The sequence below is a fragment of the Kitasatospora sp. NPDC036934 genome (assembly GCF_055608425.1).
Genome location: NZ_JBVJQR010000002.1, coordinates 479,076 through 501,254 on the forward strand (window position 1 = coordinate 479,076; position 22,179 = coordinate 501,254).

General features: G+C 74.7%; 11 protein-coding genes. 9 read left to right on the forward strand and 2 right to left on the reverse strand.

Annotated features, from left to right (window positions below; all coding sequences use genetic code 11):
* The first annotated feature begins 13 nt into the window (after positions 1–13).
* The 9 genes from ACZ7BZ_RS04945 (at position 14) to ACZ7BZ_RS04985 (ending at position 20,093) form a co-directional block, all read left to right on the forward strand.
* On the forward strand, positions 14–7,819 hold the full coding sequence (locus ACZ7BZ_RS04945; RefSeq protein WP_470357130.1) for an amino acid adenylation domain-containing protein: 7,806 nt from the start codon (positions 14–16) through the stop codon (positions 7,817–7,819).
* Complete coding sequence (locus ACZ7BZ_RS04950; protein ID WP_470357131.1) at positions 7,816–14,961, forward strand: amino acid adenylation domain-containing protein; 7,146 nt, start codon at positions 7,816–7,818, stop codon at positions 14,959–14,961. The genes ACZ7BZ_RS04945 and ACZ7BZ_RS04950 overlap by 4 nt, the downstream gene beginning before the upstream one ends.
* 154 nt (positions 14,962–15,115) lie before the next feature.
* On the forward strand, positions 15,116–15,322 hold the full coding sequence (locus ACZ7BZ_RS04955) for an MbtH family protein (protein WP_030289532.1): 207 nt from the start codon (positions 15,116–15,118) through the stop codon (positions 15,320–15,322).
* Positions 15,323–15,357: 35 nt separating this feature from the next.
* Complete coding sequence (locus tag ACZ7BZ_RS04960; protein WP_188309404.1) at positions 15,358–15,606, forward strand: acyl carrier protein; 249 nt, start codon at positions 15,358–15,360, stop codon at positions 15,604–15,606.
* A complete protein-coding gene (locus ACZ7BZ_RS04965; RefSeq protein ID WP_470357132.1) occupies positions 15,603–16,835 on the forward strand; it encodes a beta-ketoacyl-[acyl-carrier-protein] synthase family protein in 1,233 nt (410 codons plus the stop codon). Before ACZ7BZ_RS04960 ends, ACZ7BZ_RS04965 begins: the two co-directional genes overlap by 4 nt.
* Before the next feature lie 34 nt (positions 16,836–16,869).
* Positions 16,870–17,904, forward strand: a complete 1,035-nt coding sequence (locus ACZ7BZ_RS04970) for a beta-ketoacyl synthase N-terminal-like domain-containing protein (RefSeq protein ID WP_470357133.1) — start codon at positions 16,870–16,872, stop codon at positions 17,902–17,904.
* Positions 17,901–18,641: a 3-oxoacyl-ACP reductase FabG gene (fabG, locus tag ACZ7BZ_RS04975; RefSeq protein WP_465749243.1), complete on the forward strand. Its 741-nt coding sequence runs from the start codon at positions 17,901–17,903 to the stop codon at positions 18,639–18,641. The genes ACZ7BZ_RS04970 and fabG overlap by 4 nt, the downstream gene beginning before the upstream one ends.
* Before the next feature lie 46 nt (positions 18,642–18,687).
* Complete coding sequence (locus tag ACZ7BZ_RS04980) at positions 18,688–19,797, forward strand: class I SAM-dependent methyltransferase (RefSeq protein ID WP_470357134.1); 1,110 nt, start codon at positions 18,688–18,690, stop codon at positions 19,795–19,797.
* Between the two features lie 86 nt (positions 19,798–19,883).
* The gene (locus ACZ7BZ_RS04985) at positions 19,884–20,093 is read left to right on the forward strand and encodes an acyl-CoA carboxylase epsilon subunit (protein WP_470357135.1); all 210 of its coding nucleotides are present in this window, start codon (positions 19,884–19,886) and stop codon (positions 20,091–20,093) included.
* A 50-nt stretch (positions 20,094–20,143) separates the two neighbouring features.
* On the opposite strand, the gene ACZ7BZ_RS04990 is transcribed toward ACZ7BZ_RS04985, so the two are convergent.
* The gene (locus ACZ7BZ_RS04990; protein ID WP_380459333.1) at positions 20,144–20,746 is read right to left on the reverse strand and encodes a GNAT family N-acetyltransferase; all 603 of its coding nucleotides are present in this window, start codon (positions 20,744–20,746) and stop codon (positions 20,144–20,146) included.
* A 140-nt stretch (positions 20,747–20,886) separates the two neighbouring features.
* A complete protein-coding gene (locus tag ACZ7BZ_RS04995; RefSeq protein WP_380459335.1) occupies positions 20,887–22,170 on the reverse strand; it encodes an adenylosuccinate synthase in 1,284 nt (427 codons plus the stop codon).
* Positions 22,171–22,179: the final 9 nt, after the last annotated feature.

Genomic DNA, 22,179 nt, shown 5'->3' on the forward strand with positions numbered 1-22,179 from the left:
TCCTTTTGAAGCAGTGCATCCCGAAGAGCTGCCGCTGTCCGATGCCCAGCGCGAGATGTGGTTCGCCCAGCAGCTGGACCCGGGCAACCCGGTGTTCACCATGGCGGACTGCCTGGAGTTGACCGGCCCGCTGGACCACGACCGGCTTCGGGCCGCCTGGCAGCGGGTGCAGGACCGCACCGAGTGCCTGCGGGTGCGCTTCGCCGAGCGCGACGGCCGACCGGTGCAGATCGTCGAGCCGCCCCGCGAGCGCCCCCTCCCGGTGCTCGACCTGACCGGTGAGTCCGACCCGCGGGCCGCCGCTGAAACGTTTCTGGAGGCCGACCGGCAGCTCCCGTCCAGCCTCGGCCCCGACTCCCTGGCGGCCACCCTGCTGCTGATCGGCCCCGAACAGGCCTGGCTGTACGTCAAGGCCAACCACATCCTGCTGGACGGTTTCAGCCGCACCCTGGTCTACCGCCGGCTCGCCGCCGAGTACGACCTGCCCGACGCCGAGCCCGCCACCGACCCGACCCTGGCCGAACTGCTCGCCGAGGAGCGCGACTACCTCGCCTCCGCCACCCACGAGCGCGACCGCGCCTACTGGGCCGAGCGGCTGGCCGACGGCATCGAGCCCACCGTGCTCTCCGGCCACCTCGGCACGCCCGCCCGGACCACCCTGCGCAGCAGCGGCCTGATCCCGTCCGAGACCGTCACCAGGCTGCAGGACGCCGCCTGGGCCGAGCGGGTCACCTGGCAGACCCTGCTGATCGGCGCCACCGCCGGCTGCCTGGCCCAGCTCTGCGGCACCGACCGGGTCGTGCTGACCCTGCCGGTCGCCGCCCGGACCACCCCGCTCGCCCAGTCCGTGCCCGGCATGCGCGCCAACTTCCTGCCGCTGCCGCTCTCCGCGCACCCCGCGCTCGGCCGCGACGGCCTGCTCACCCAGGTCGCCGCCGCTCTGCGCGGCACGCTGCGCCACCAGCGCCACCGGCACGACGCCATCCGCCGCGAGCTCGGACTCACCGGCGACGCCGGCCGCACCTTCGGCCCGACCGTCAACGTGCTGCAGACCGGCGGCGAGTTCGCCCTCGGCGACTGCCGTGCCGAGGTCCGCAACCTGTCCACCGGCCCCGTCCCGGACCTCCAGATCCTCTTCCTGGACAACGGCACGGAAGGCTGCGAACTGCGGGTCGACGGCGACGCCGACCGCTACCCCCAGGAGCGGCTGGACCTCTTCCGCGACGCCCTGCTCGGCTACCTCGCCGAGTTCGCCACCGTCTCCACCGAGCTGCCGGTCGGCCGGATCACCGCGCTGCCCGACGCCGAGCGCGAACGCGTCCTGGTCGAGTGGAACAGCTACGGGGAGCAGCCGGAGGTCTTCACCGACGTGCTTCCCCGGATCCGCGCCCTCGCCCTGGCGCAGCCCCGGGCCGTCGCCGTCCAGGACGACGGCGGCCGGCTCGACTACGCCGCGCTGGTTGCCCGGGCCAGCGCCCTCTCCCGCCGACTGCTCGACGCCGGCGCCGGACCGGACCGGCTGGTGGCGATCGCCGCCGCCCCCGGCACCGGCTTCGTGACCGCCGTCCTCGGGGTGCTCGGCGCCGGCGCCGCCTGGCTGCCGCTGGACGTCCACGCCCCGGCCGCCCGCGGCGCCGCCCTGGTGGAGGCCGCCGGCGCCGCCGTCCTGCTGCACGGCGCGGACCAGCGGCCGTACGTCGACACCCTGCTCGGCGCCCTGCCGGACCGCCCCGCCGTCCTCACCCTCGACGACGCCCGCGACGAGCAGCTGCTGGCGCCCGCCGGCGGCCCCGCCGAACTGGCCTACGTCATCTACACCTCGGGCTCCACCGGCCGCCCCAAGGGCGCCATGGTGCACCGCGACGGCATGGTCAACCACCTGCTCGCCAAGCACGCCGACCTGGAGCTGTCCGAGGCCGACACCGTGGTGCACAACGCCCCGGTCACCTTCGACATCTCGGTCTGGCAGATGCTCAGCCCGCTGGTCGCGGGCGGCCGGCTGCGGGTGGTCTCCCGCGAGCTCGCCGCCGACCCGGGCGCGCTGTTCGCGCTCGCCGACGCCGAGGGCGTCACCGTGCTGGAGGTCGTCCCCTCGCTGCTGCGCGCCGCCCTGGACGCCTGGGAGGCCGGCGCCGCGCTGCCCGGACTCGCCGCGCTGCGACGGCTGGTGGTCACCGGCGAGGCGATGCCCGCCGACCTGGCCCGGCGCTGGTTCGCACTGCGCCCCGGCATCCCGCTGGTCAACGCCTTCGGCCCGACCGAGTGCTCGGACGACGTCGCCCACGCCGTGATCGGCTCCCCGGCCGAGCTGGACTCGGTGCGCGCCCCGATCGGCCGCCCGGTCCGCGACACCCGGCTCTACGTGCTCGGCGACTCGCTGCAGCCCGTCCCGGCCGGCCAGCCCGGCGAGCTGTACGTGGGCGGGCGCGGCGTCGGCCGCGGCTACCTGAACGACCCGCGGCGCACCGCCGGCGCCTTCGTGGCCGACCCGTACGCGGCGGCGCCCGGCGCCCGGATGTACCGCACCGGCGACCGGGTGGTGCACCGGACCGACGGCCAGCTGGAGTTCCTGGAGCGGGTCGACCACCAGGTCAAGATCCGCGGCCACCGGATCGAGCCCGGCGAGGTCGAGGCCGCGCTGCGCGCCGTGCCCGGCGTGGCCGACGCGGTGGTCACCGTAGCCCGGGACCCCTCCGGCGGCGCCCGGCTGGTCGCCCACCTGACCGGCGGCGCCGACCCGGCCGGGGTGCGCGCCGAACTGGGCCGCACGCTGCCCGACTACATGGTCCCGGCCGTGCTGGTGCCGCTGGCCGCGCTGCCGCTGACCCCCAACGGCAAGGTGGACCGCAAGGCCCTGCCGCTGCCGGACTTCAGTGCGCTGCGCCGCGAGCGGCGGGCCCCGGCCACCGAGCGCGAGGCGCTGCTGTGCGCGCTGTTCGCCGAGGTCCTGGAGCTGGACGAGGTCGGCGCCGACGAGGACTTCTTCCAGCTCGGCGGGCACTCGCTGCTGGCCGGCCGGGTGGTCACCGGGCTGCGCGCGCGGCTCGGTGTCGAGCTGCCGATCCGGACGCTGTTCGAGGCGCCCACCCCGTACGCCCTGGCCCTCGCCCTGGACGGTGCCGAGGCGGCGCGGGAGAAGCTGGTGGCCGGCCCCCGGCCGGAGCTGGTCCCGCTCTCCCCGGGGCAGCAACGGCTCTGGTTCCTCTCCCAGTTGGACGCCGCCGGTGCCACCTACCACCTCTCGCACGCGGTCCGGCTGACCGGCCCGCTGGAGCGGGCGGCCCTCGCCGAGGCGCTGGCCGACGTGGTGGCCCGGCACGAGAGCCTGCGCACCGTCTTCCCCGCCGAGGACGGCCGCCCGCACCAGCGGGTGCTCCCGGTCGGCGAGGCCGGCCCCGAGCTGCCGGTGGTGCCGTTCGCAGGCCGTCCGGCCGAGGAGCTGGACGCCGAGCTGGCCGCCCGGGCCGGCGCGCCCTTCGACCTGGCCGCCGAACCGCCGCTGCGCGCGGTGCTGTTCGAGACCGGCGTCGAGGAGCACGTGCTGCTGCTGGTGCAGCACCACATCGCGGCCGACGGCTGGTCGGTGCGCCCGCTGGTCGGAGACCTCCAGGCCGCCTACCGGGCCCGGCTGGCCGGCGGCGCCCCGGAGTGGGCCGAACTGCCTGTCCAGTACGCCGACTACACGCTCTGGCAGCGCCGTCTGCTCGGCGAGCCGGACGACCCGAACAGCCTGATGAGCCGTCAGCTGAACTACTGGGCGGGTCAGTTGGCCGACCTGCCGGAAGAGCTGGCGCTGCCCGTCGACTTCCCCCGCCCGGCGGTGCCCAGCTACCGGGGCGCCACCGTGCCGCTGCGGCTGGACGCCGCGGCGCACCGCGCCCTGACCGAGCTGGCCCGCGAGTCCGGCGCCAGCCCGTTCATGGTGGTGCAGGCGGCGCTGGCCGTCCTGCTCGGCAAGCTCGGCGCCGGCACCGACATCCCGCTCGGCACCCCGGTCGCCGGCCGCACCGACGACGCCCTGGACGACCTGGTCGGCTTCTTCGTCAACACCCTGGTGCTCCGCACCGACCTGGGCGGCGACCCGACCTTCCGCACCCTGGTCGGCCGGGCCCGGGAGACCGTGCTCGCCGCCCTGGCCCACCAGGACGTGCCGTTCGAGAGGCTGGTCGACCGGCTCGGCGCCGGCCGCTCGCTGGCCCGCCAGCCGCTCTTCCAGGTGATGCTGGCCTTCCAGAACAACGCCGGGGCCCGCCCCGAGCTGCCCGGGATCACCGCCGAGGTGAGCCCGGTCGGCAACGGCACCGCCAAGTTCGACCTGGCCTTCGAACTCGTCGAGCAGTACGGCGCGTCGGGCGAGCCGGACGGCCTCACCGGCACCCTGGAGTACAGCACCGACCTGTTCACCGAGCGGACCGCGCAGGGCCTGGCGGACCGCCTGGCGCACCTGCTGCGGCTGCTGACCGGCGAGCCCGACCGGCCGCTCAGCGGCCTGGACGCCCTGCTGCCCGAGGAGCGCGAGCGGCTGCTCGGCTCCTGGAGCGGGGCCGCCACGCCGACCACCGTCGGCGCGGTCCGGCTGCCGGAGCTGTTCCAGGCCCAGGCCCGGCGCGCGCCCGAGCGGCCCGCGCTGCGCTGGTTCGAGGACGGCGCGGTGCGCACCGAGCTCGGCTACGGCGAGCTGAACGAGCGCGCCAACCGGCTCGCCCACCACCTGATCGCCCTGGGCGCGGGCCCCGGACGGATCGTCGCCCTGGCGCTGCCGCGCACGGTCGACGCGGTCGTCGCGGTGCTCGCGGTCCTCAAGACCGGCGCGGCCTACCTGCCCGTCGACCCGGCGTACCCGCGCGAGCGGATCGCCTACCTGCTGGCGGACTCCGGTCCGCTCGCGGTGCTCAGCCACGGCTCGGTGGCCGGGCGGCTGCCCGAGCAGCCCGCCGCGCCGGTGCTGCTGCTGGACGACCCGGCGACCACCGCCGCGATCGCCGACGCCCCCGGGCACGACCCGCAGGACGCCGAGCGGACCACCCCGCTGGGGCCCGACCACCCGGCGTACGTGATCTACACCTCCGGCTCCACCGGCCGTCCCAAGGGCGTGCTGGTGCCGCACCGGGCGGTGGCCGCGCTGGCCGCCGAACACGACCGGTTCGGCGTCGGCGAGGGCACCCGGCTGCTGCAGTTCGCCTCGTTCAGCTTCGACGCCGCCGCCTGGGAGCTGCTCACCGCGCTGCTCAACGGCGCCGTCCTGGTGCTGGCCGCCGAGGCCGACCGGGCACCCGGCGAGCCGCTCGCCCAGCTGGTCGCCGAGGCCGGTGTCGAGGTGGTCTGCCTGCCGCCGACGGTGCTCGCCGCCTGGCCGGTCGGGCTGCCGATGCCCGATGGGCTGACCCTCATCACGGCCGGCGAGGCCTGCCCGCCCGAGCTGGTCGAGCGGTGGTCCGCGGGCCGGCGGATGCTCAACGCGTACGGCCCGACCGAGACCACGGTCTGCGCCACCGTCAGCGAACCACTGGCCGGAGCGGTCAAGCCGCCGATCGGCCGACCGTTGGCCGGCGCCCGGGTGTACGTGCTGGACGAGGCGCTGCGGCCGGTCCCGCCGGGCGTGATCGGCGAGCTGTACGTGGCCGGTGCCGGGGTGGCCCTCGGCTACCTGCACCGGCCGGAGCTCACCGCCCAGCGCTTCACCGCCGACCCGTACGGCGGCCTGAACGACCGGATGTACCGCACCGGGGACCTGGTCCGCTGGACGGCCGACGGCCAGCTGGACTACGTCGGCCGGGTCGACGAGCAGGTCAAGCTGCGCGGCTTCCGGATCGAGCTCGGCGAGATCGAGACCGCGCTGCTCGCCCGGCCGGGCGTCGAGCAGGCCGCCGCGGTGGTCCGTGAGGACCGCCCCGGCGACAAGCGGCTGGTCGCCTACGTGACCCCGGCCGGCCTGCCGGTCGGCGAGCTGCGGGCGGCGCTCGCGGCGGAGCTGCCGGATTACCTGGTGCCCTCCGCGTTCGTCCCGCTGGAGACCCTGCCGCTGACCGGCAACGGCAAGCTGGACCGCCGGGCGCTGCCCGCGCCCGACTACGCCGCCGCATCCACCGGCCGGGCCCCCGCCGACGCCCGGGAGGCCGCGTTCTGCGCGGTCTTCGCGGAGGTGCTCGGACTGCCCGAGGTCGGCGCCGACGACGGGTTCTTCGACCTGGGCGGCGACAGCATCGTCTCCATCCAGCTGGTCAGCCGGGCCCGCGCGGCCGGGCTGGTGGTCACCGCGCAGGACGTCTTCACCCACCGGACCCCGGCGGCGCTGGCCGTGGTGGCCCGTGACGGCGAGGGCGAGGGGGTGCCGGTCACGGTCGGCACGGACGACGGCGTCGGCCCGCTCGGCCAGCTGCCGATCGGGCACTGGCTGCGCGAACTCGGCGGGCCGGTGGACGGCTTCCACCAGGCCGTCCTGGTCCGCACCCCGGCCGACGCCACCCGGGAGTCGCTGACCGCCGCCCTGCAGGCCGTGCTGGACCACCACGACGGGCTGCGGATGCGGCTGCTGCCGGACTGGTCGCTGCTGATCACCGAGGCCGGCACGGTGGACGCCGCCGCCCTGCTGCGGGTCATCGACGGCCCGGCGCCCGACTGGCCGGCCGAGGCGGTCGCGGCCCGGCAGCGGCTGGTGCCGTGGGAGGGCGTGATGGTCCAGGCGCTCTGGCACCGGGGCGCCGGGGAACTGCTGCTCACCCTGCACCACCTGGTGGTGGACGGGGTGTCCTGGCGGGTGCTGCTGCCCGACCTGGCCCGCGCCCACGGCGCCGTCCGGGCGGGCGAGCAGGTGCGGCTGCAACCGGTCGGCACCTCGCTGCGGCACTGGTCCGGACTGCTGGAGCGCACCGCGGCCGAGCCCGGGACGCGCGCCCAACTCGACTGGTGGCGCGCCGAGTCGGCCGCGGCCGAGGCCCCGCTGGGGCACCGGGCCGCCGACCCGGCGGTGGACACCTTCGCCACCGCCCGGACGCTGCACCTGGTCCTGGACGCCGACACCACGGCGGCGCTGCTCACCGAGGTCACCGGGGCGTTCCACGCCGAGGTGAACGACGTGCTGCTGACCGCCCTGGCGCTCGCCGTCGCCGACTGGCGGCGCCGCACCGGGCGGCCGGAGGGGCCGGTCCCGGTCGAGCTGGAGGGCCACGGGCGCGAGGAGTTCGCCCCCGGCGTGGACCTCTCCCGCACGGTCGGCTGGTTCACCACCGCCTACCCGCTGCGGCTGGACCCGGGCGCGGTGGACCTCGCGGAGGCACTGGCCGGCGGTCCCGCCGCCGGGCACAGCCTCAAGCTGGTCAAGGAGCACCTGCGGATGGTGCCCGCGCACGGGCTCGGCTGGGGCCTGCTGCGGTATTTGGACGGGCACGGCTCGGACGGCGGGAGCACCGAGGAGCTGTCCGGCACCGCCCGGCCGCAGCTCGGCTTCAACTACCTGGGCCGGCTGCCCGCGCCCACCGGCGAGGACTGGTCGCTGACCGGGCAGTCCGCCGCCCTGGCCGCCGGGGCCGACCCGGGGATGCCGCTGCCGCACGTCCTGGACGTCAACGCGGTGACCGAGGACGGCCCCGACGGACCCCGGCTCAGCGCCCGCTGGACCTGGGCCGGCCAGGCCATGGCGCAGACCGACGCCGAGGACCTCGCCGAGGGCTGGTTCGCCGCCCTGCGGGCCCTGGTGCGGCACACCCGGGAGCCGGGCGCCGGCGGCTGGACGCCGTCCGACCTCGACCTGGTGGCACTCAGCCAGGACGAGATCGACGAATTCGAGGACGAGATGGACGACTGGGGGGACGAGCTGTGACCACGGCCTCGGCCGAGCCCCGCACCGGGCGACGACCCGCGCGGAGCTCCAATCTGAGCGACATCCTGCCGGTCGCACCGCTGCAGGAAGGACTGATGTTCCACGCGCAGTACCACCGCGAGGAACTCGACGTCTACACCGTGCAGTTGGTGCTGGACCTGGCCGGCGAGCTGGACCCGGCGCGGCTGCGCGGCGCGGTCGGCGCCCTGCTGGAGCGCCACCCCAACCTGCGGGCGGCCTTCCGCTACCGCAAGAACGGCGACCCGGTGCAGATCGTGCCGCGCGAGGTCCCGCTGGACTGGCGGGAGGCCGACCTGCGGGCCCTCCCCGCCGACGCCCGGGAGACCGAGAGCGAGGAGCTCTGCCGGCGCGACCGGCTGCGCCCCTTCGACCTGGCCCGCCCGCCGCTGCTGCGCTTCAGCCTGTTGCGGCTGGCCGACCGGCAGCACCGGCTGGTGCTGACCTCCCACCAGATCGTCTTCGACGGCTGGTCCATGCCCATCGTGGTGCGCGAACTGTTCGCCTGCTACGCCGACGGCGGCGTCTCGCTGCCCCGCCCCGCCCCGTACAAGTCCTACCTGGCCCACCTGGCCAGGCAGGACCGCGCGGCGGCCGAGGCGGCCTGGACGGCCGCGCTGGAGGGCTTCACCGAGCCCACCCGGCTGTCCGGCGCGGCCGGCGCCCCGGAAGCACCGAGGGGCATGCCGGGCGAGCACGCCGTGGAGCTGGACGCGCAGGAGTTCGCCGCCCTCACCGGCTGGGCCCGCAGCCGCGGCCTGACCGTCAACACCGTGGTGCAGGGCGCCTGGGCGACCGTCCTGGGCACCCTGACCGGACTGCGCGACATCGTCTTCGGCGGCACCGTCTCCGGCCGCCCGCCGGAGCTGCCCGGCGTCGAGGGCATGGTCGGGCTGTTCATCAACACCCTGCCGGTCCGGGTCGACCTGGACCCGGCGCAGAGCTTCACCGACCTGCTGTCCGCCCTCCAGGACCGCCAGTCCCTGCTGCTCCCGCACCAGCACCTCGGCCTCAACACCATCCAGCGCCTCGCCGGGGTCGGCGACCTCTTCGACAGCGTGCTGGTCTTCGAGAACTACCCGCTCGACCCCGAGGCGCTGGCCGGCGAGGTCGCCGGGCTGCGGCTGACCGGCCTGCGGGCCGGCGACGCCAACCACTACCCGCTCAGCCTGATGGCCCTGCCCGGCGAGCGGCTGCGGCTCCAGATCGGCTACGACACCGCCCGGTTCACCCCGGCCGAGGCCGCCGTCGTCGCCGAGCGGCTGCTGCACGTGCTGCGCACCGCCCAGGCCGAGCCGGACCGCCCGCTCGGGCGGCTGGACCTCCTGCTGCCCGGCGAGAGCACCCGGCTGGCCGTCCCCGCCCCCGAGCCGGCCGAGACCGACCCGTGGACGGACGTGGTGGCACGGGTCCAGGAGTTCGCCCGCACCACCCCGGCCGCGATCGCCGTCTCCGACGGCACCGAGCGGCTCGACTACCGCGAGCTGGCCGGCCGGGCCGGCGCCCTCTCCCGGGCGCTGGTCGCCGCCGGCGCCGGGACCGGACCGGTCGGGGTGCTGGCCCAGCCCGGTTGCGGCTTCGTCACCGCCGTGCTCGGCGTGCTCGGCGCCGGCGCCGCCTGGCTGCCGCTGGACGTCGCCGCACCGGTCAAGCGCGGCGCCGTCCTGGCCGGCGAGGCGCGCATCAGCGCCCTGCTGGTCGGCCCCGGCGAGCGCGCCATGGCCGCCGAACTGCTGGCCGAGGCCGGACTGGACGTCCCGGTGCTGGAGCTGGGCACGGATACCGCCAAGCGGCTGCCCGCCCCGCGCGGCACCGGCGACGACCTGGCGTACGTCATCTTCACCTCGGGCTCCACCGGCCGCCCCAAGGGCGCCATGGTGCACCGGGCGGGCATGGTCAACCACCTGTTCGCCAAGATCGACGACCTCGAACTGGACGAGCACACCGTGCTGGTCCACAACGCCCCGGTCACGTTCGACATCTCGGTCTGGCAGATGCTCTCCGCGCTGGTCGTCGGCGGGCGGCTGCGGGTCACCGGCCGCGAACTCGCCGCCGACCCCCAGGCGTTGTTCGGCCTGGTCGCCCCCGAGGGCGTCACCGTGCTGGAGGTCGTCCCCTCGCTGCTGCGGGCCGCCCTGGACAGCTGGGACGACGGCGCCCGGCAGCCCGTCCTGGACGGGCTGCGCAAGCTGGTCGTCACCGGCGAGGCACTGCCCGCCGACCTGGCGCACCGCTGGTTCGCCCGCTACCCGGCGATCCCGCTGGTCAACGCGTACGGGCCGACCGAGTGCTCGGACGACGTCACCCACGCCGTGATCGGCTCCCCGGCCGAGCTGGACTCCGTCCGGGCCCCGATCGGCCGGGCGGTGCGCGGCACCGGCCTGTACGTCCTGGACGACGCGCTGCGCCCCGTCCCGGACGGCGTCCCCGGCGAGCTGTACGTGGGCGGGCGCGGCGTCGGCCGCGGCTACCTGGACCAGCCCGGCCGCACCGCCGCGGTGTTCGTCGCCGACCCGTTCAGCCCGCTGCCCGGCGCCCGGATGTACCGCACCGGCGACCGGGTGATCCGGCGGCCGGACGGCCAGCTGGAGTTCCTGGAGCGGGTCGACCACCAGGTCAAGATCCGCGGCCACCGGATCGAGCCCGGCGAGGTCGAGGCCGCGCTGCGCTCGATCGACCGGATCGGCGACGCCGTGGTGGTGGTCCGCCGCGGCGGGGCCGGCGACGCCCGGCTGGTCGGCTACGTCACCGGCGACCTCGACCCGGCCTGGGGCCGGGCGGCGGCCGCCGCGATCCTGCCCGAGTACATGGTGCCCTCGGCCCTGGTGGTGCTGGACGCCCTGCCGCTGACCCCCAACGGCAAGGTGGACCGCAAGGCACTGCCCGAGGCCGACCTGGCCGCCTCGACCGGCCGCGGCCCGCGCACCCCCCAGGAGGAGGTGCTGTGCACCGCCTTCGCCGAGGTGCTCGACCTGCCCGGGGTCGGCATCGACGAGGACTTCTTCCAGCTCGGCGGCCACTCGCTGCTCGCCACCCGGCTGGTCAGCCGGGTGCGCACGCTGCTCGGCGCCGAACTGGCGATCCGCACCCTGTTCGAGGCCCCCACGGTGGCCGCGCTGGCCGGCCGGCTCACCCAGGACGCCGTCCGCCCCGCGCTGACCGCCGGGGAGCGCCCGGAGCTGCTGCCGCTGTCGTACGCCCAGCAGCGGCTCTGGTTCCTGGACCGGCTGGAGGGCCCCTCCGCCACCTACAACCTGCCCTGGACGCTGCGGCTGCGCGGACCGCTGGACCGCGCCGCGCTGACCGCCGCGCTCACCGACGTCGTCGAGCGGCACGAGAGCCTGCGCACCGTCTTCCCGGACCGCGACGGGCTGCCGTACCAGCGCGTCCTGTCGGTCGGCGAGGCCGCCGTCGAGCTGCCCGTCCGCGAACTGGCCGAGAGCGAACTGGACCGGGCCGCCGCGGAGTTCGCCACCGGCAGCTTCGACCTGGCGAACCGGCCGCCGATCCGCGCCACCCTGCTCGCGGCCGGCCCCGAGGACCACCTGCTGGTCGTGGTGATCCACCACATCGCCGGCGACGGCTGGTCCAACGGCCCGCTCGCCCGCGACCTCTCCACCGCCTACGCCGCCCGGCTGGCCGACCGCGCGCCCGCCTGGACGCCGCTGCCGGTGCAGTACGCCGACTACGCGCTCTGGCAGCGCGAACTGCTCGGCGAGGAGGGCGACCAGGAGTCCCTCATCGCCCGCCAGACCGCCTACTGGAAGGAGCAGTTGGCCGGAATCCCCGACGAGCTCCAGCTCCCGGTGGAGACCGCCCGCCGGGCCACCACCGGCTACCGCGGCGCGAGCGTGCGCTTCGCCGTCCCGGCCGGACTCCACCGGCGGGCGGTCGCGCTGGCCCGGCAGAGCGGGGCCAGCCTGTTCATGGTGCTCCAGGCCGCCCTGGCCACCCTGTACGGCCGGCTCGGCGCGGGCGAGGACATCCCGCTCGGCACCCCGATCGCCGGCCGCACCGACGACGCCCTGGACGACCTGGTCGGGATGTTCGTCAACACCCTGGTGCTGCGCACCGACCTGTCCGGCGCCCCGACCTTCCGCGAACTGCTGGACCGGGTCAAGGCCACCGACCTGGCCGCCTACGCCCACCAGGACCTGCCGTTCGAGAAGCTGGTCGACGCCCTCGGCCCCGAGCGCGCCCCGGCCCGCAACCCGCTGTTCCAGACCCTGCTGGCGCTGCACAACAACGCCGCCGCCCGGCTGGAGCTGCCCGGCATCACCGCCGAGGCGGGCGCGGCCGAGCTGGGCGTGGCCCGGCTCGACCTCTGCTTCGAACTCGCCGAACTCCCCGGGCCGGACGGCCCCGGCGGGCTGGACGGCCGACTGGAGTACAGCACCGACCTGTTCAGCGCGGCCGGCGCCCAGCGCCTCGCCGACCGGCTGGTGCACCTGCTGGGCGCCCTGGTCGACCAGCCGGACCGGCCGATCGGTGCCGCACCGGTGCTGCTGCCCGGCGAGCAGGAGGAACTGCTGACCATCGGGACCGGCGCCGACGCCCTGACCAGCGAGCGGACGCTGGCCGAACTGCTGGAGGCCGCGGCGGACGCCGACCCGGCCGCGGTCGCACTCGAATGCGCCGACCGGCGGCTCGACTTCGCCGAACTGCACCGGCGGGCCAACCGGCTCGCCCGCACCCTGGTCGCCCAGGGCGCGGCGCCGGACCGGCTGGTGGCGATCGCCCTGCCGCGCTCGGTCGATCTGGTGGTCGGCGCACTCGCGGTGATCAAGAGCGGCGCCGCCTACCTGCCGATCGACCCGTCCTACCCGGCCGACCGGATCGCCGGGATGGTCAAGGACGCCCGGCCGGTGCTGACCGTCACCACGGCCGAGGTGGCCGCCGCCGTCCCAGGCCTGGACGCCGGCCCGCTCCTGCCGCTCGACGACCCGGCGACCCGCGCCCTCGTCGACGGCCAGCCGGCGCACCACCTGAGCCCGGCCGAACTGGCCGCGCCGGTACGGCCCGAGCACGCCGCGTACGTCATCTACACGTCGGGCTCAACCGGCCGCCCCAAGGGCGTCGTGGTGCCGCGCGGTGCGCTGGTCAACCACCTGCTGGACCTGGCGGGCCGGCTCGACCTCACCGCCGGGCGCACCCTGCTGGCCGTCACCACCTTCGGTTTCGACATCGCCAACCTGGAGCTGCTGGCCCCGCTGCTCGGCGGCGCCCGGCTGGTGGTCGCCCCCCTGGAGACGGTCCGCGACCCGGAGCTGCTCGCCGGACTGATCGGCAGCAGCCGGCCGGACGTCCTCCAGGCCACCCCGACGCTGTGGCACACCCTGGTCACCACCAGGCCGGAGTCGCTGGTCGGGCTGCACGTCCTGACCGGCGGCGAGGCGCTGCCCCCGGCCCTGGCCGCGGCGCTGACCGGCGCCGCCGCGAGGGTCGGCAACCTGTACGGGCCGACCGAGGCCACCATCTGGTCGCTGGCCGCGGACGTCCTGCCCGGCCAGGACGGCACCCCGCCGATCGGCCGGCCGCTGGCCGGCAACCAGGTCCGGCTGCTGGATGCCGCGCTGCGCCCGGTGCCCCCCGGGGTGGTCGGCGAGCTGTACCTGTCCGGCGCCGGCCTGGCCCGGGGCTACCTCGACCGCCCCGGGCTGACCGCCGAACGCTTCACCGCCGACCCGTACGGGCCGCCCGGCTCCCGGACGTACCGCACCGGGGACCTCGCCCGCTGGCGGCCGGACGGCTCGGTCGACTACCTCGGCCGGGTGGACCACCAGGTGAAGATCCGCGGCTTCCGGATCGAACTCGGTGAGATCGAGGCCGTGTTGACCGACCATCCGCTGGTCGGACAGGCTGCGGTGATCGACCGGGAGGACTCGCCCGGCGAACGCCGGCTGGTCGCCTACCTGGTGCCCGCCGGCTCCGAACGGCCCGAACCGGCCGAACTGCGCGCCCACTTGGCGGCCGTGCTGCCGGATTACATGCTCCCGGCCGGCTACGTGCCGCTGGACGCGCTGCCGCTCACCCCGAACGGCAAGGTGGACCGCAAGGCGCTGCCCGCACCCGGGGCCGGCGACCGGGCGGTGGTCCGTTCGGACGGCCGCGCCCCCAGCGGACCGGTGGAACTCGCGCTCGGCCGGGTGTTCGCCGAGGTGCTCGGCCTGGACGGGGTCGGGGCCGAGGACGGCTTCTTCGAGCTGGGCGGCGACAGCCTGAAGTCCATCCAGCTGGTCACCCGGGCCCGCGCGGCCGGGCTGTCGCTCACCCCCGCCGACGTCTTCGCGCACCGCACCGTGGCCGGGCTGGCCCTGGTGGCCGGCACGGTCGACGGCACCGGTGTGCCCGAGGACCCGTTCGCGCCCGTCCTGGCCGTCCGCCCGACCGGCACCGGCCGGCCGCTGTTCTGCGTGCACGGCGCCGTCGGACTCGGCTGGCCGTTCCTGGCCCTCGCCGCGGAAATTGACGCGGACATTCCCGTGTACGCTTTCCAGGCGGCCGGGGTACGCTCCTCGGAAAAGGCCCCGGAGTCCGTCCGGGAAATCGCCGGAAAATATCTCGGCGAAATGCTGGAAATCCAGCCGCAGGGGCCTTATCGTATTCTCGGCTGGTCGTTCGGGGGGGTTGTCGCCCACGAGATCGCCGTCCAGCTGCAGGCCCGCGGCGAACAGGTCGAACTGCTCGCCGACCTGGACGGCTACCCCGGCAGCGGCTCGCCCGCCGAGGACGCGCCGGACGACGCGGCCGTCCTGACCGAACTGCTCGAACGGGCCGGCCTCCCCGGCGACGGCCCGGTCGACCTCGCCACCGCCCGCGAACGCCTCGCCGAGGCCGGCAACGCGCTCGCGGAACTGGACGAGACCGAGCTGGTCAGGCTGCTCGGGGTGATCCGCACCCACAGCCTGCTGGGCGACGCCCACCGGCCCGGCCGCTACCGGGGCGACCTGCTCCTGTTCACGGCCACCCGCGGCCTCGCCCCCGGTCACCCGGACGCGGAGTCCTGGCGGGAGCACGTGACCGGCCGCATCCTCCGGCACCCGGTCGACAGCGACCACGACTCGATGCTCGAACCGGCGCCGGCCGCATTCATCGGAAAGACCCTGTCGGCCGTCCTGGCATAGCCATCCTGGAATGGCCGACCTGGAATGGCTGACCTGAAATGGCCCTGAACCGGCCATCCTGAAATAACCGGCGGCCGCCCCGGAAATTCCACCCCGGGGGCACTGCGCCCGAAAACCGGACGATTTCCGGGAACTCCGAAAGGACCGAGAAATCATGAGCAATCCGTTCGACGACGAGCAGGGCACCTTCCTCGTCCTCGCCAACCACGAGAACCAGCACAGCCTCTGGCCCGCCTTCGCCGAGGTCCCGGCCGGCTGGCGGACCGTCAAGGGCGCGAGCACCCGGCAGGAGGCGCTGGACCACATCGAGCGCACCTGGACCGACCTGCGCCCGCAGAGCCTGATCGACGCCACCGCCTGACCACCCACTCACCCAACACACCTCTGGAGCACCCCATGAGCACCGTCGCCATCAGCGAGCCCAAGGTCCGCGAGATCGTCGCCGACTGCCTCGACCTCGAGCTCGACGAGCTCACCCTCACCGACCACTTCATCGACCACTACGGCGCCGACTCGCTGAACGCCATCGAGGTCCTGGCCCGCCTGGAGAAGGAGTTCCACGTCACCATCCCCCAGGAGGAGCTGCCCAACATGGTCAACCTGGCCGCCGTGCTGGAGGTCCTCTCCCGGGCGACCGCCCGATGAGCGAGCCGCAGCGCGTGGTGGTGACCGGCATCGGCGTCCTGTCGAGCATCGGCAACGGCGTCGAGGAGTTCACCTCGGCCCTGCGCGAGGGCCGCTGCGGCGCCGGTCCGATCACCAGCTTCGACACCACGGGCTTCCTGCGCACCAACGGCCACGAGGTCGACGGCTTCGAGCCGGAGCAGTGGATCCGCCGCCTCGCCGTCGAACAGCTCGGCCGCGCCACCCAGTTCGCCGTCGCGGCGGCCCGGATGGCCGTCCAGGACGCCGGCATCGACGAGCAGGAGCTCGCCGGACTGCGCGCCCAGATCACCATCGGCACCACCGACGGTGAGGCCCCCGAGCTGGACAAGCTGATGGCGGAGTCCGTCGCGAAGGGGCCGGAGCACCCGGCCGACCAGCTGGTGGCCGGCCGCCTGCCGGCCCACCAGCTGGCCCTGGCGATCGCCCGGGAGCTGCGGCTCCCCCGGGTCGTCCCGGCCGTCCTCGGCACCGCCTGCGCGGCCGGCAACTACGCGATCGGCGACGGCTTCGACGCGGTGCGCACCGGCGAGGCGGACATCGCCGTCGTCGGCGGCGCGGACGCGATCTGCCGCCGCACCTTCGCCGGGTTCAGCCGGCTCGGCCTGGTCTCCTCCGACGTCTGCCGTCCGTTCGACGCCGACCGCGAGGGGCTGCTCACGGCCGAGGGCGCGGGGGTTCTCGTCCTGGAGACGCTGGAGTCCGCCAGGCGCCGCGGCGCCCGGATCTACGCCGAACTGCTCGGCTACGGCCTCAACTGCGACGCCCACCACCCGACCGCGCCCGACCAGGCGAGCGTCGCCCGCTGCATGGAGCTGGCGCTCGCCGACGCCGGGGTCAAGGCGGCCGAGGTGGACCTCGTCTCCGCCCACGGCACCGGCACCCCCACCAACGACATCACCGAGACCCGCGCGATCCGCGAGGTCTTCGGCGACACCCCGCCGCGCACCGTCGCCCTCAAGGCGATGCTCGGCCACTCGATGGGCGCGGCGAGCGCGCTCGGCGCGGCCGCCTCGGCGCTCGCGCTGACCCACGGGTTCGTCCCGCCCACCGTCAACCACCGCACCACCGACCCCCAGTGCCAGATCGACTGCGTGCCCAACCACTCCGTCCCCGCGGACCTCCGGGTGGTGGTCAACAACGGACTGGCCTTCGGCGGCAACAACGCCTCCGTTGTCCTGGGGCGCCATGACGAGGAGCCCAGCCGATGAGCGAGCGCAGCGAGCGAACCATCGAGAGGTGCGCATGAGTGCGACCACGATCCACCGGGACCGGCCGCTGATCACCGCGTGGTCCGCCGTCTCCCCGTTCGGCCTCGGCCGCGACGCGTTCGCGGCCGGGGTCGGCCGGGGGGAACCGGCCCACGAGGTACCCGACTTCGACACCCGCAAGGTGCTCGGCAAGGCCGGCACCCGTACCTTCGACCGGGCCACCGGCCTGGTCGTCACCGCCGTCCGCGAACTCCTCGGCGAGGCCGAGGCCGCGCAGAGCCCGATCGCCACCGGCGGCGGCACCGCCCTCGTCCTCGGCACCACCCTCGGCAGCGCCCAGAGCGCGGCCGGGTTCAGCCGGGCCTCCTTCGAGGGCGACAAGCCCTACGACGTGCCCGCCCAGCTGATGCCCAACGTGCTGATGAACGGCCCGGCCGCGGCCACCGCCATCCGCTTCGACCTCAAGGGCCCCAACACCACCCTGGCCGGCGGCGCCGCCGGCGGCCTGCTCGCCCTCGGCTACGCCCGCCGCCTGCTGGCGGCCGGCCGCGCCGAACGCGCCGTGGTCGGCGCGGTGGAGGAGCAGTCCGAGGCCCGCGAGTGGCTGGCCGGCGACCACGACGAGCCGACCGGCGAGGGCAGTGCCGTGCTGCTGGTGGAGACCGCGCGGACGCTGCCGCCCGGCCGCCGGGTGCTGGCCGAACTGCTGGCCCTGGACGTCCGGTTGGACGTCGACGACGACCCGCAGGCGGCCCTGGCCGCCACCGTCCGCGATGCCCTCGCCCAGGCCGACGCGACGCCCGACCAGGTCTGGGCCGCGGCCGTCACCGGGCAGCCGGCCGAGGCACAGCTCGCCGAACTGGTCGGCGCCGAGGCCGTCAGCCGGATCCGCACGGCTGAACTCCTCGGCGACACCGGCTCCGCGGGCACCGTCTTCTCCCTCACCACCGTCCTGTCCCTGGCCGAGCACGACCCCGCGGCCGCCGGCCGCCTCGCCGTGATCGCCTCGCTCGACCACCAGGGCCTGGCCGCCTGCGCCGTCCTGCGCCTCACCGGCGGTGGCCGATGAGCACCCCGGGCATCGCCCTGATCAGCGGCGGCTCCCGCGGCATCGGCAAGGCGGCGGCCCTGCGACTGGCCGCCGAGGGCTACGCGATCAGCTTCTGCTACCAGTCCGACCAGCAGGCCGCGGACCTCCTGGCCAAGGAGCTCGACGCCCTCGGCGTCGGCGTCCTGGCCGTGAAGGTCGACGTCACCGACGCCGCCGCGGTCCGCGCCTGGGTCACCCGCACCGAGGAGGAGCTCGGCCCGATCACCGTCGCCATCGCCAGCGCCGGCATCACCCGGGACAAGCCCCTGCTGCTGATGGCCGACGAGGACTGGCGGTCCGTCACCGACACCAACCTGAACGGCACCGCCAACCTGTGCCGCGCGGTGGCCTTCCCGATGGTCAAGCGCCGCGGCGGCTCGATCATCACGCTCTCCTCGGTCTCCGGCGTCTACGGCAACCCCGGCCAGAGCAACTACGCGGCCTCCAAGGCCGGCATCATCGCGCTCACCCGCGCCCTGGCCAAGGAGGTCGGCCGGTACGGGGTCCGGGTCAACGCGGTCGCCCCCGGAATGATCGAGACCGACATGACCTCGGTGCTCACCGACAACCAGCGCACCGACGCACTCAAGCACATCCCGCTCGGCCGTTTCGGCACGGCGGACGAGGTGGCCGACTCGGTCGCCTTCCTGGCGGGCCCGCAATCCGCCTACCTCACCGGCTCGGTCCTGCAGATCGACGGCGGAATCGTCCTGTGACCAGACGCACCAGACGCACCGTCAACTTCGATTAGGAGATACGACCATGACCATCCCCGCCGTGCGCACCTTCGACAACCACACCCCGCTGGTCGACACCGAGCTGCTCCCCGGCCGCGGCAGCGGCGTCAGCGCCGCCCACCGGATGTACGAGCACCTCATCGGCATCTGGGCCACCGGCGTCATCGAGGCCGCCCACGACCTCGGCGCCTTCACCGCCCTGATCAGCGGCCCGGCCACGGCCGGCGAGCTGTCCATCCGTCTCGGCACCGACCTGCGCGCCACCCGCGTCCTGCTGGACGGCCTGGCCGCCTACGACGTGGTCGAGCGCAGCCGCGCGGCGGACGGCCAGGCGGTCTACACCCTGCCACCGGAGATGCACGACATCTTCGCCCCCGAGGGCCTGTACAGCCTGGTCGGCAAGATCCGGCACGACCGCAACGTGGCCTGGGGCGCCTGGCGCAACCTGGCCACCAACGTCCGCACCGGCGCCCGCAACTCCGAGGGCTCCCAGCAGCTCAACCAGATCTCCGAGGAGGACTACACCTCCCTGGTCCGCGGCATCAACTTCTGGGCGCCGCCGATCGCCGCCACCCTCGCCACCGCGCTGCGCGAGCAGGGCTGGACCGACGGCACCGGCCGTACCCTGCTCGACGTCGGCTGCGGCACCGGCATCTACAGCCAGCTGCTGCTCCAGGAGTTCAGCGGCCTCAACGCCCGGGCCCTGGACGCCGAGCGGATCATCCCGATCGCCAACGCCCAGGCCCACCGCCTCGGGGTCGCCGAGCGCTTCAACCCGGAGGTCGTCGACTTCTGGGCGGACGACTGGGGCACCGGCGTCGACGTCGCCCTGTTCGTCAACATCTTCCACCTGCAGACCCCCGAGTCGGCCCGCGAGCTGCTGCTCCGCTCGGCCAAGGCGCTCACCGAGGACGGTGTGATCGCGATCGCCGACCACATCGTCGACGAGGACAGCACCGACGGGAACACCCAGAACCGCTTCTTCCGGCTGTTCGCCGCGTCCATGCTCGCCACCGGCGGCGGTGACGCCTTCACCGTGCACGACTACGACCAGTGGCTGGCCGACGCCGGCCTGCGCAGGGTCGCCCTGCTGGACACCCCGATGCACCGCCTGCTGCTCGTCAAGCACGCCTGACGCCCGACCCCCGCGCCGCCAACCCCCCTCGACGGCCCCGACGCACCGCGTCGGGGCCGTCGGGGTTCCCGCACCAGGAGGCCCAGATGTCCGTCCAGCCCGAACGGCCCGCCCTCTTCCGCACCGACCGGACCGACCTGACCCCGGAGGAGATCGCCGCCCTCACCGTGCTGCTCCTGCGAAGAGCCCGCAGTGCCGCCGCCCCGGCGCCCCGCCCCGCCCGCCGCACCGTCCGCTGGCACGACGTCTCGCTCCGGCCCCCCGTGCCCACCACGTCCTGGCAGATCGTCGCCTGACCCCGCTCCCCGGTGGCCCCGCCCCCGCCGGGGCCACCGGGGCCGGCCGGTCAGCCGCGTGAGAGGCGCTCGGTGAGGCGGGACTTGGCGGCGGGCCACTCGCCGGCGAGCATCGAGAAGTAGGCGGTGTCGCGCCAGGTGCCGGTGGGCCGGAGGCGGTGCCGGCGGTGGACGCCCTCGAACTGGGCGCCGAGGCGCAGGACGGCGTTGCGGGAGCGCTCGTTGTCGGCGTCGGTCTTCCAGTAGACGCGGCCCATGCCGAGGTCCTCGAAGGCGTGGGTGAGCAGCAGCAGCTTGGCCTCGGTGTTGACGGCGGTGCGCCAGTAGGAGCGGCCGTAGAAGGTGGCGCCGATCTCGAGGGACTCGTTCCGGGTGCTGATGTCGTGGTAGCCGGTGATGCCGACGGCGGTGCCGGTGGTGAGGTCGACGGCGGCGAAGTAGACGCACTCGCCGGTGGCGGCCTCGGCGATGCGGGCGTCGAGGTCCTGGCCGAGGTCCTCCTCGGTGGCCGGCGGGAGGGACATGGTCCAGCGCCAGACCTCGGGGTCGGGGCCGACGGTGGCCCAGAGGTCGGCGGTGTGCCGGTGCTCCAGCGGCTCCAGGCGGATGTGCCGGCCGGTGAGGGTGACGGGTGCGGGCTGCTTCGCGGTCATGCCCAGAACGTAGCGCCACTCTGCACTAGAGGCAATGCTTTTATGTACTAGTTCAATTCTCCCGAAGTGGCGCAGAACGAAGGGCCCCACGGGACGGTGCGTCCCGTGGGGCCCTTCGTGGAGAGCGGTCCGGTGAGCGATCAGATGAACGAGTTGATCTGGATCGTCTCGTCCCGGCCCGGGCCGACGCCGATGGCGGAGATCGGCGCGCCCGACATCTCCTCCAGCGCCTTCACGTAGGCCTGGGCGTTCTTCGGCAGCTCGGCGAAGGTCTTCGCCTTGCTGATGTCCTCGGTCCAGCCCGGCAGCGTCTCGTAGATCGGCTTGGCGTGGTGGAAGTCGGACTGGTTGTACGGGAGTTCCTCGACCCGGCGGCCGTCGATCTCGTACGCGACGCAGACCGGGATCTGCTCCCAGCCGGTCAGCACGTCGAGCTTGGTGAGGAAGAAGTCGGTGAGGCCGTTGACCCGGGTCGCGTAGCGCGCGATGACGGCGTCGAACCAGCCGCAGCGCCGGTCGCGGCCGGTGGTGACGCCCCGCTCGCCGCCGATGCGGCGCAGCGCCTCGCCGTCCTCGTCGAGCAGCTCGGTCGGGAACGGGCCGGAGCCGACGCGGGTGGTGTAGGCCTTGAGGATGCCGATGACCCGGTCGATCTTGGTCGGGCCGATGCCGGCGCCGGTGCAGGCGCCGCCCGCGGTCGGGTTCGACGAGGTCACGAAGGGGTACGTGCCGTGGTCGACGTCCAGCAGGGTGCCCTGGCCGCCCTCCAGCAGGACGACCTTGTTCGCCTTGAGGGCCTCGTCCAGGACGAGGGTGGTGTCGGCGAGGAAGGGCTTGATCTTCTCCGCGTAGCCCAGGTACTCCTCGACCACCAGGTCGGCCGGGATGGCCCGGCGGTTGTAGAGCTTGACCAGGATCTGGTTCTTGTCGTGCAGCGCCGCCTCGATCTTCTGGCGCAGGATCGACTCGTCGAACAGGTCCTGGACCCGGATGCCGACGCGGTTGATCTTGTCCGCGTAGGTCGGGCCGATGCCGCGGCCGGTGGTGCCGATCCGCCGCTTGCCGAGGAAGCGCTCGGCGACCTTGTCGATGGTCCGGTGGTACGGGGTGATCAGGTGGGCGTTGCCCGAGACCAGCAGCTTCGAGGTGTCGATGCCGCGCTCGTTGAGGCCGTTGAGCTCGGAGAGCAGCACGCCCGGGTCGATCACGACGCCGTTGCCGATGACCGGAGTCACGTTCGGGCTGAGGATGCCGGAGGGGAGCAGGTGCAGGGCGTACTTCTGGTCGCCGATGACCACCGTGTGACCGGCGTTGTTGCCGCCCTGGTAGCGGACGACGTAGTCGACGGAGCCGCCGAGGAGGTCGGTGGCCTTCCCCTTGCCCTCGTCCCCCCACTGAGCGCCAACGAGCACGAGTGCCGGCACAGGCGTACA

Bases quoted from the DNA above. Each gene is read 5' to 3' on its own strand.
- ACZ7BZ_RS04970 (WP_470357133.1), top strand. From the start codon at position 16,870: ATGAGTGCGACCACGATCCACCGGGACCGGCCGCTGATCACCGCGTGG.
- ACZ7BZ_RS04980 (WP_470357134.1), top strand. From the start codon at position 18,688: ATGACCATCCCCGCCGTGCGCACCTTCGACAACCACACCCCGCTGGTC.
- ACZ7BZ_RS04985 (WP_470357135.1), top strand. From the start codon at position 19,884: ATGTCCGTCCAGCCCGAACGGCCCGCCCTCTTCCGCACCGACCGGACC.
- ACZ7BZ_RS04960 (WP_188309404.1), top strand. From the start codon at position 15,358: ATGAGCACCGTCGCCATCAGCGAGCCCAAGGTCCGCGAGATCGTCGCC.
- ACZ7BZ_RS04955 (WP_030289532.1), top strand. From the start codon at position 15,116: ATGAGCAATCCGTTCGACGACGAGCAGGGCACCTTCCTCGTCCTCGCC.
- ACZ7BZ_RS04990 (WP_380459333.1), bottom strand. From the start codon at position 20,746: ATGACCGCGAAGCAGCCCGCACCCGTCACCCTCACCGGCCGGCACATC.
- fabG (WP_465749243.1), top strand. From the start codon at position 17,901: ATGAGCACCCCGGGCATCGCCCTGATCAGCGGCGGCTCCCGCGGCATC.
- ACZ7BZ_RS04965 (WP_470357132.1), top strand. From the start codon at position 15,603: ATGAGCGAGCCGCAGCGCGTGGTGGTGACCGGCATCGGCGTCCTGTCG.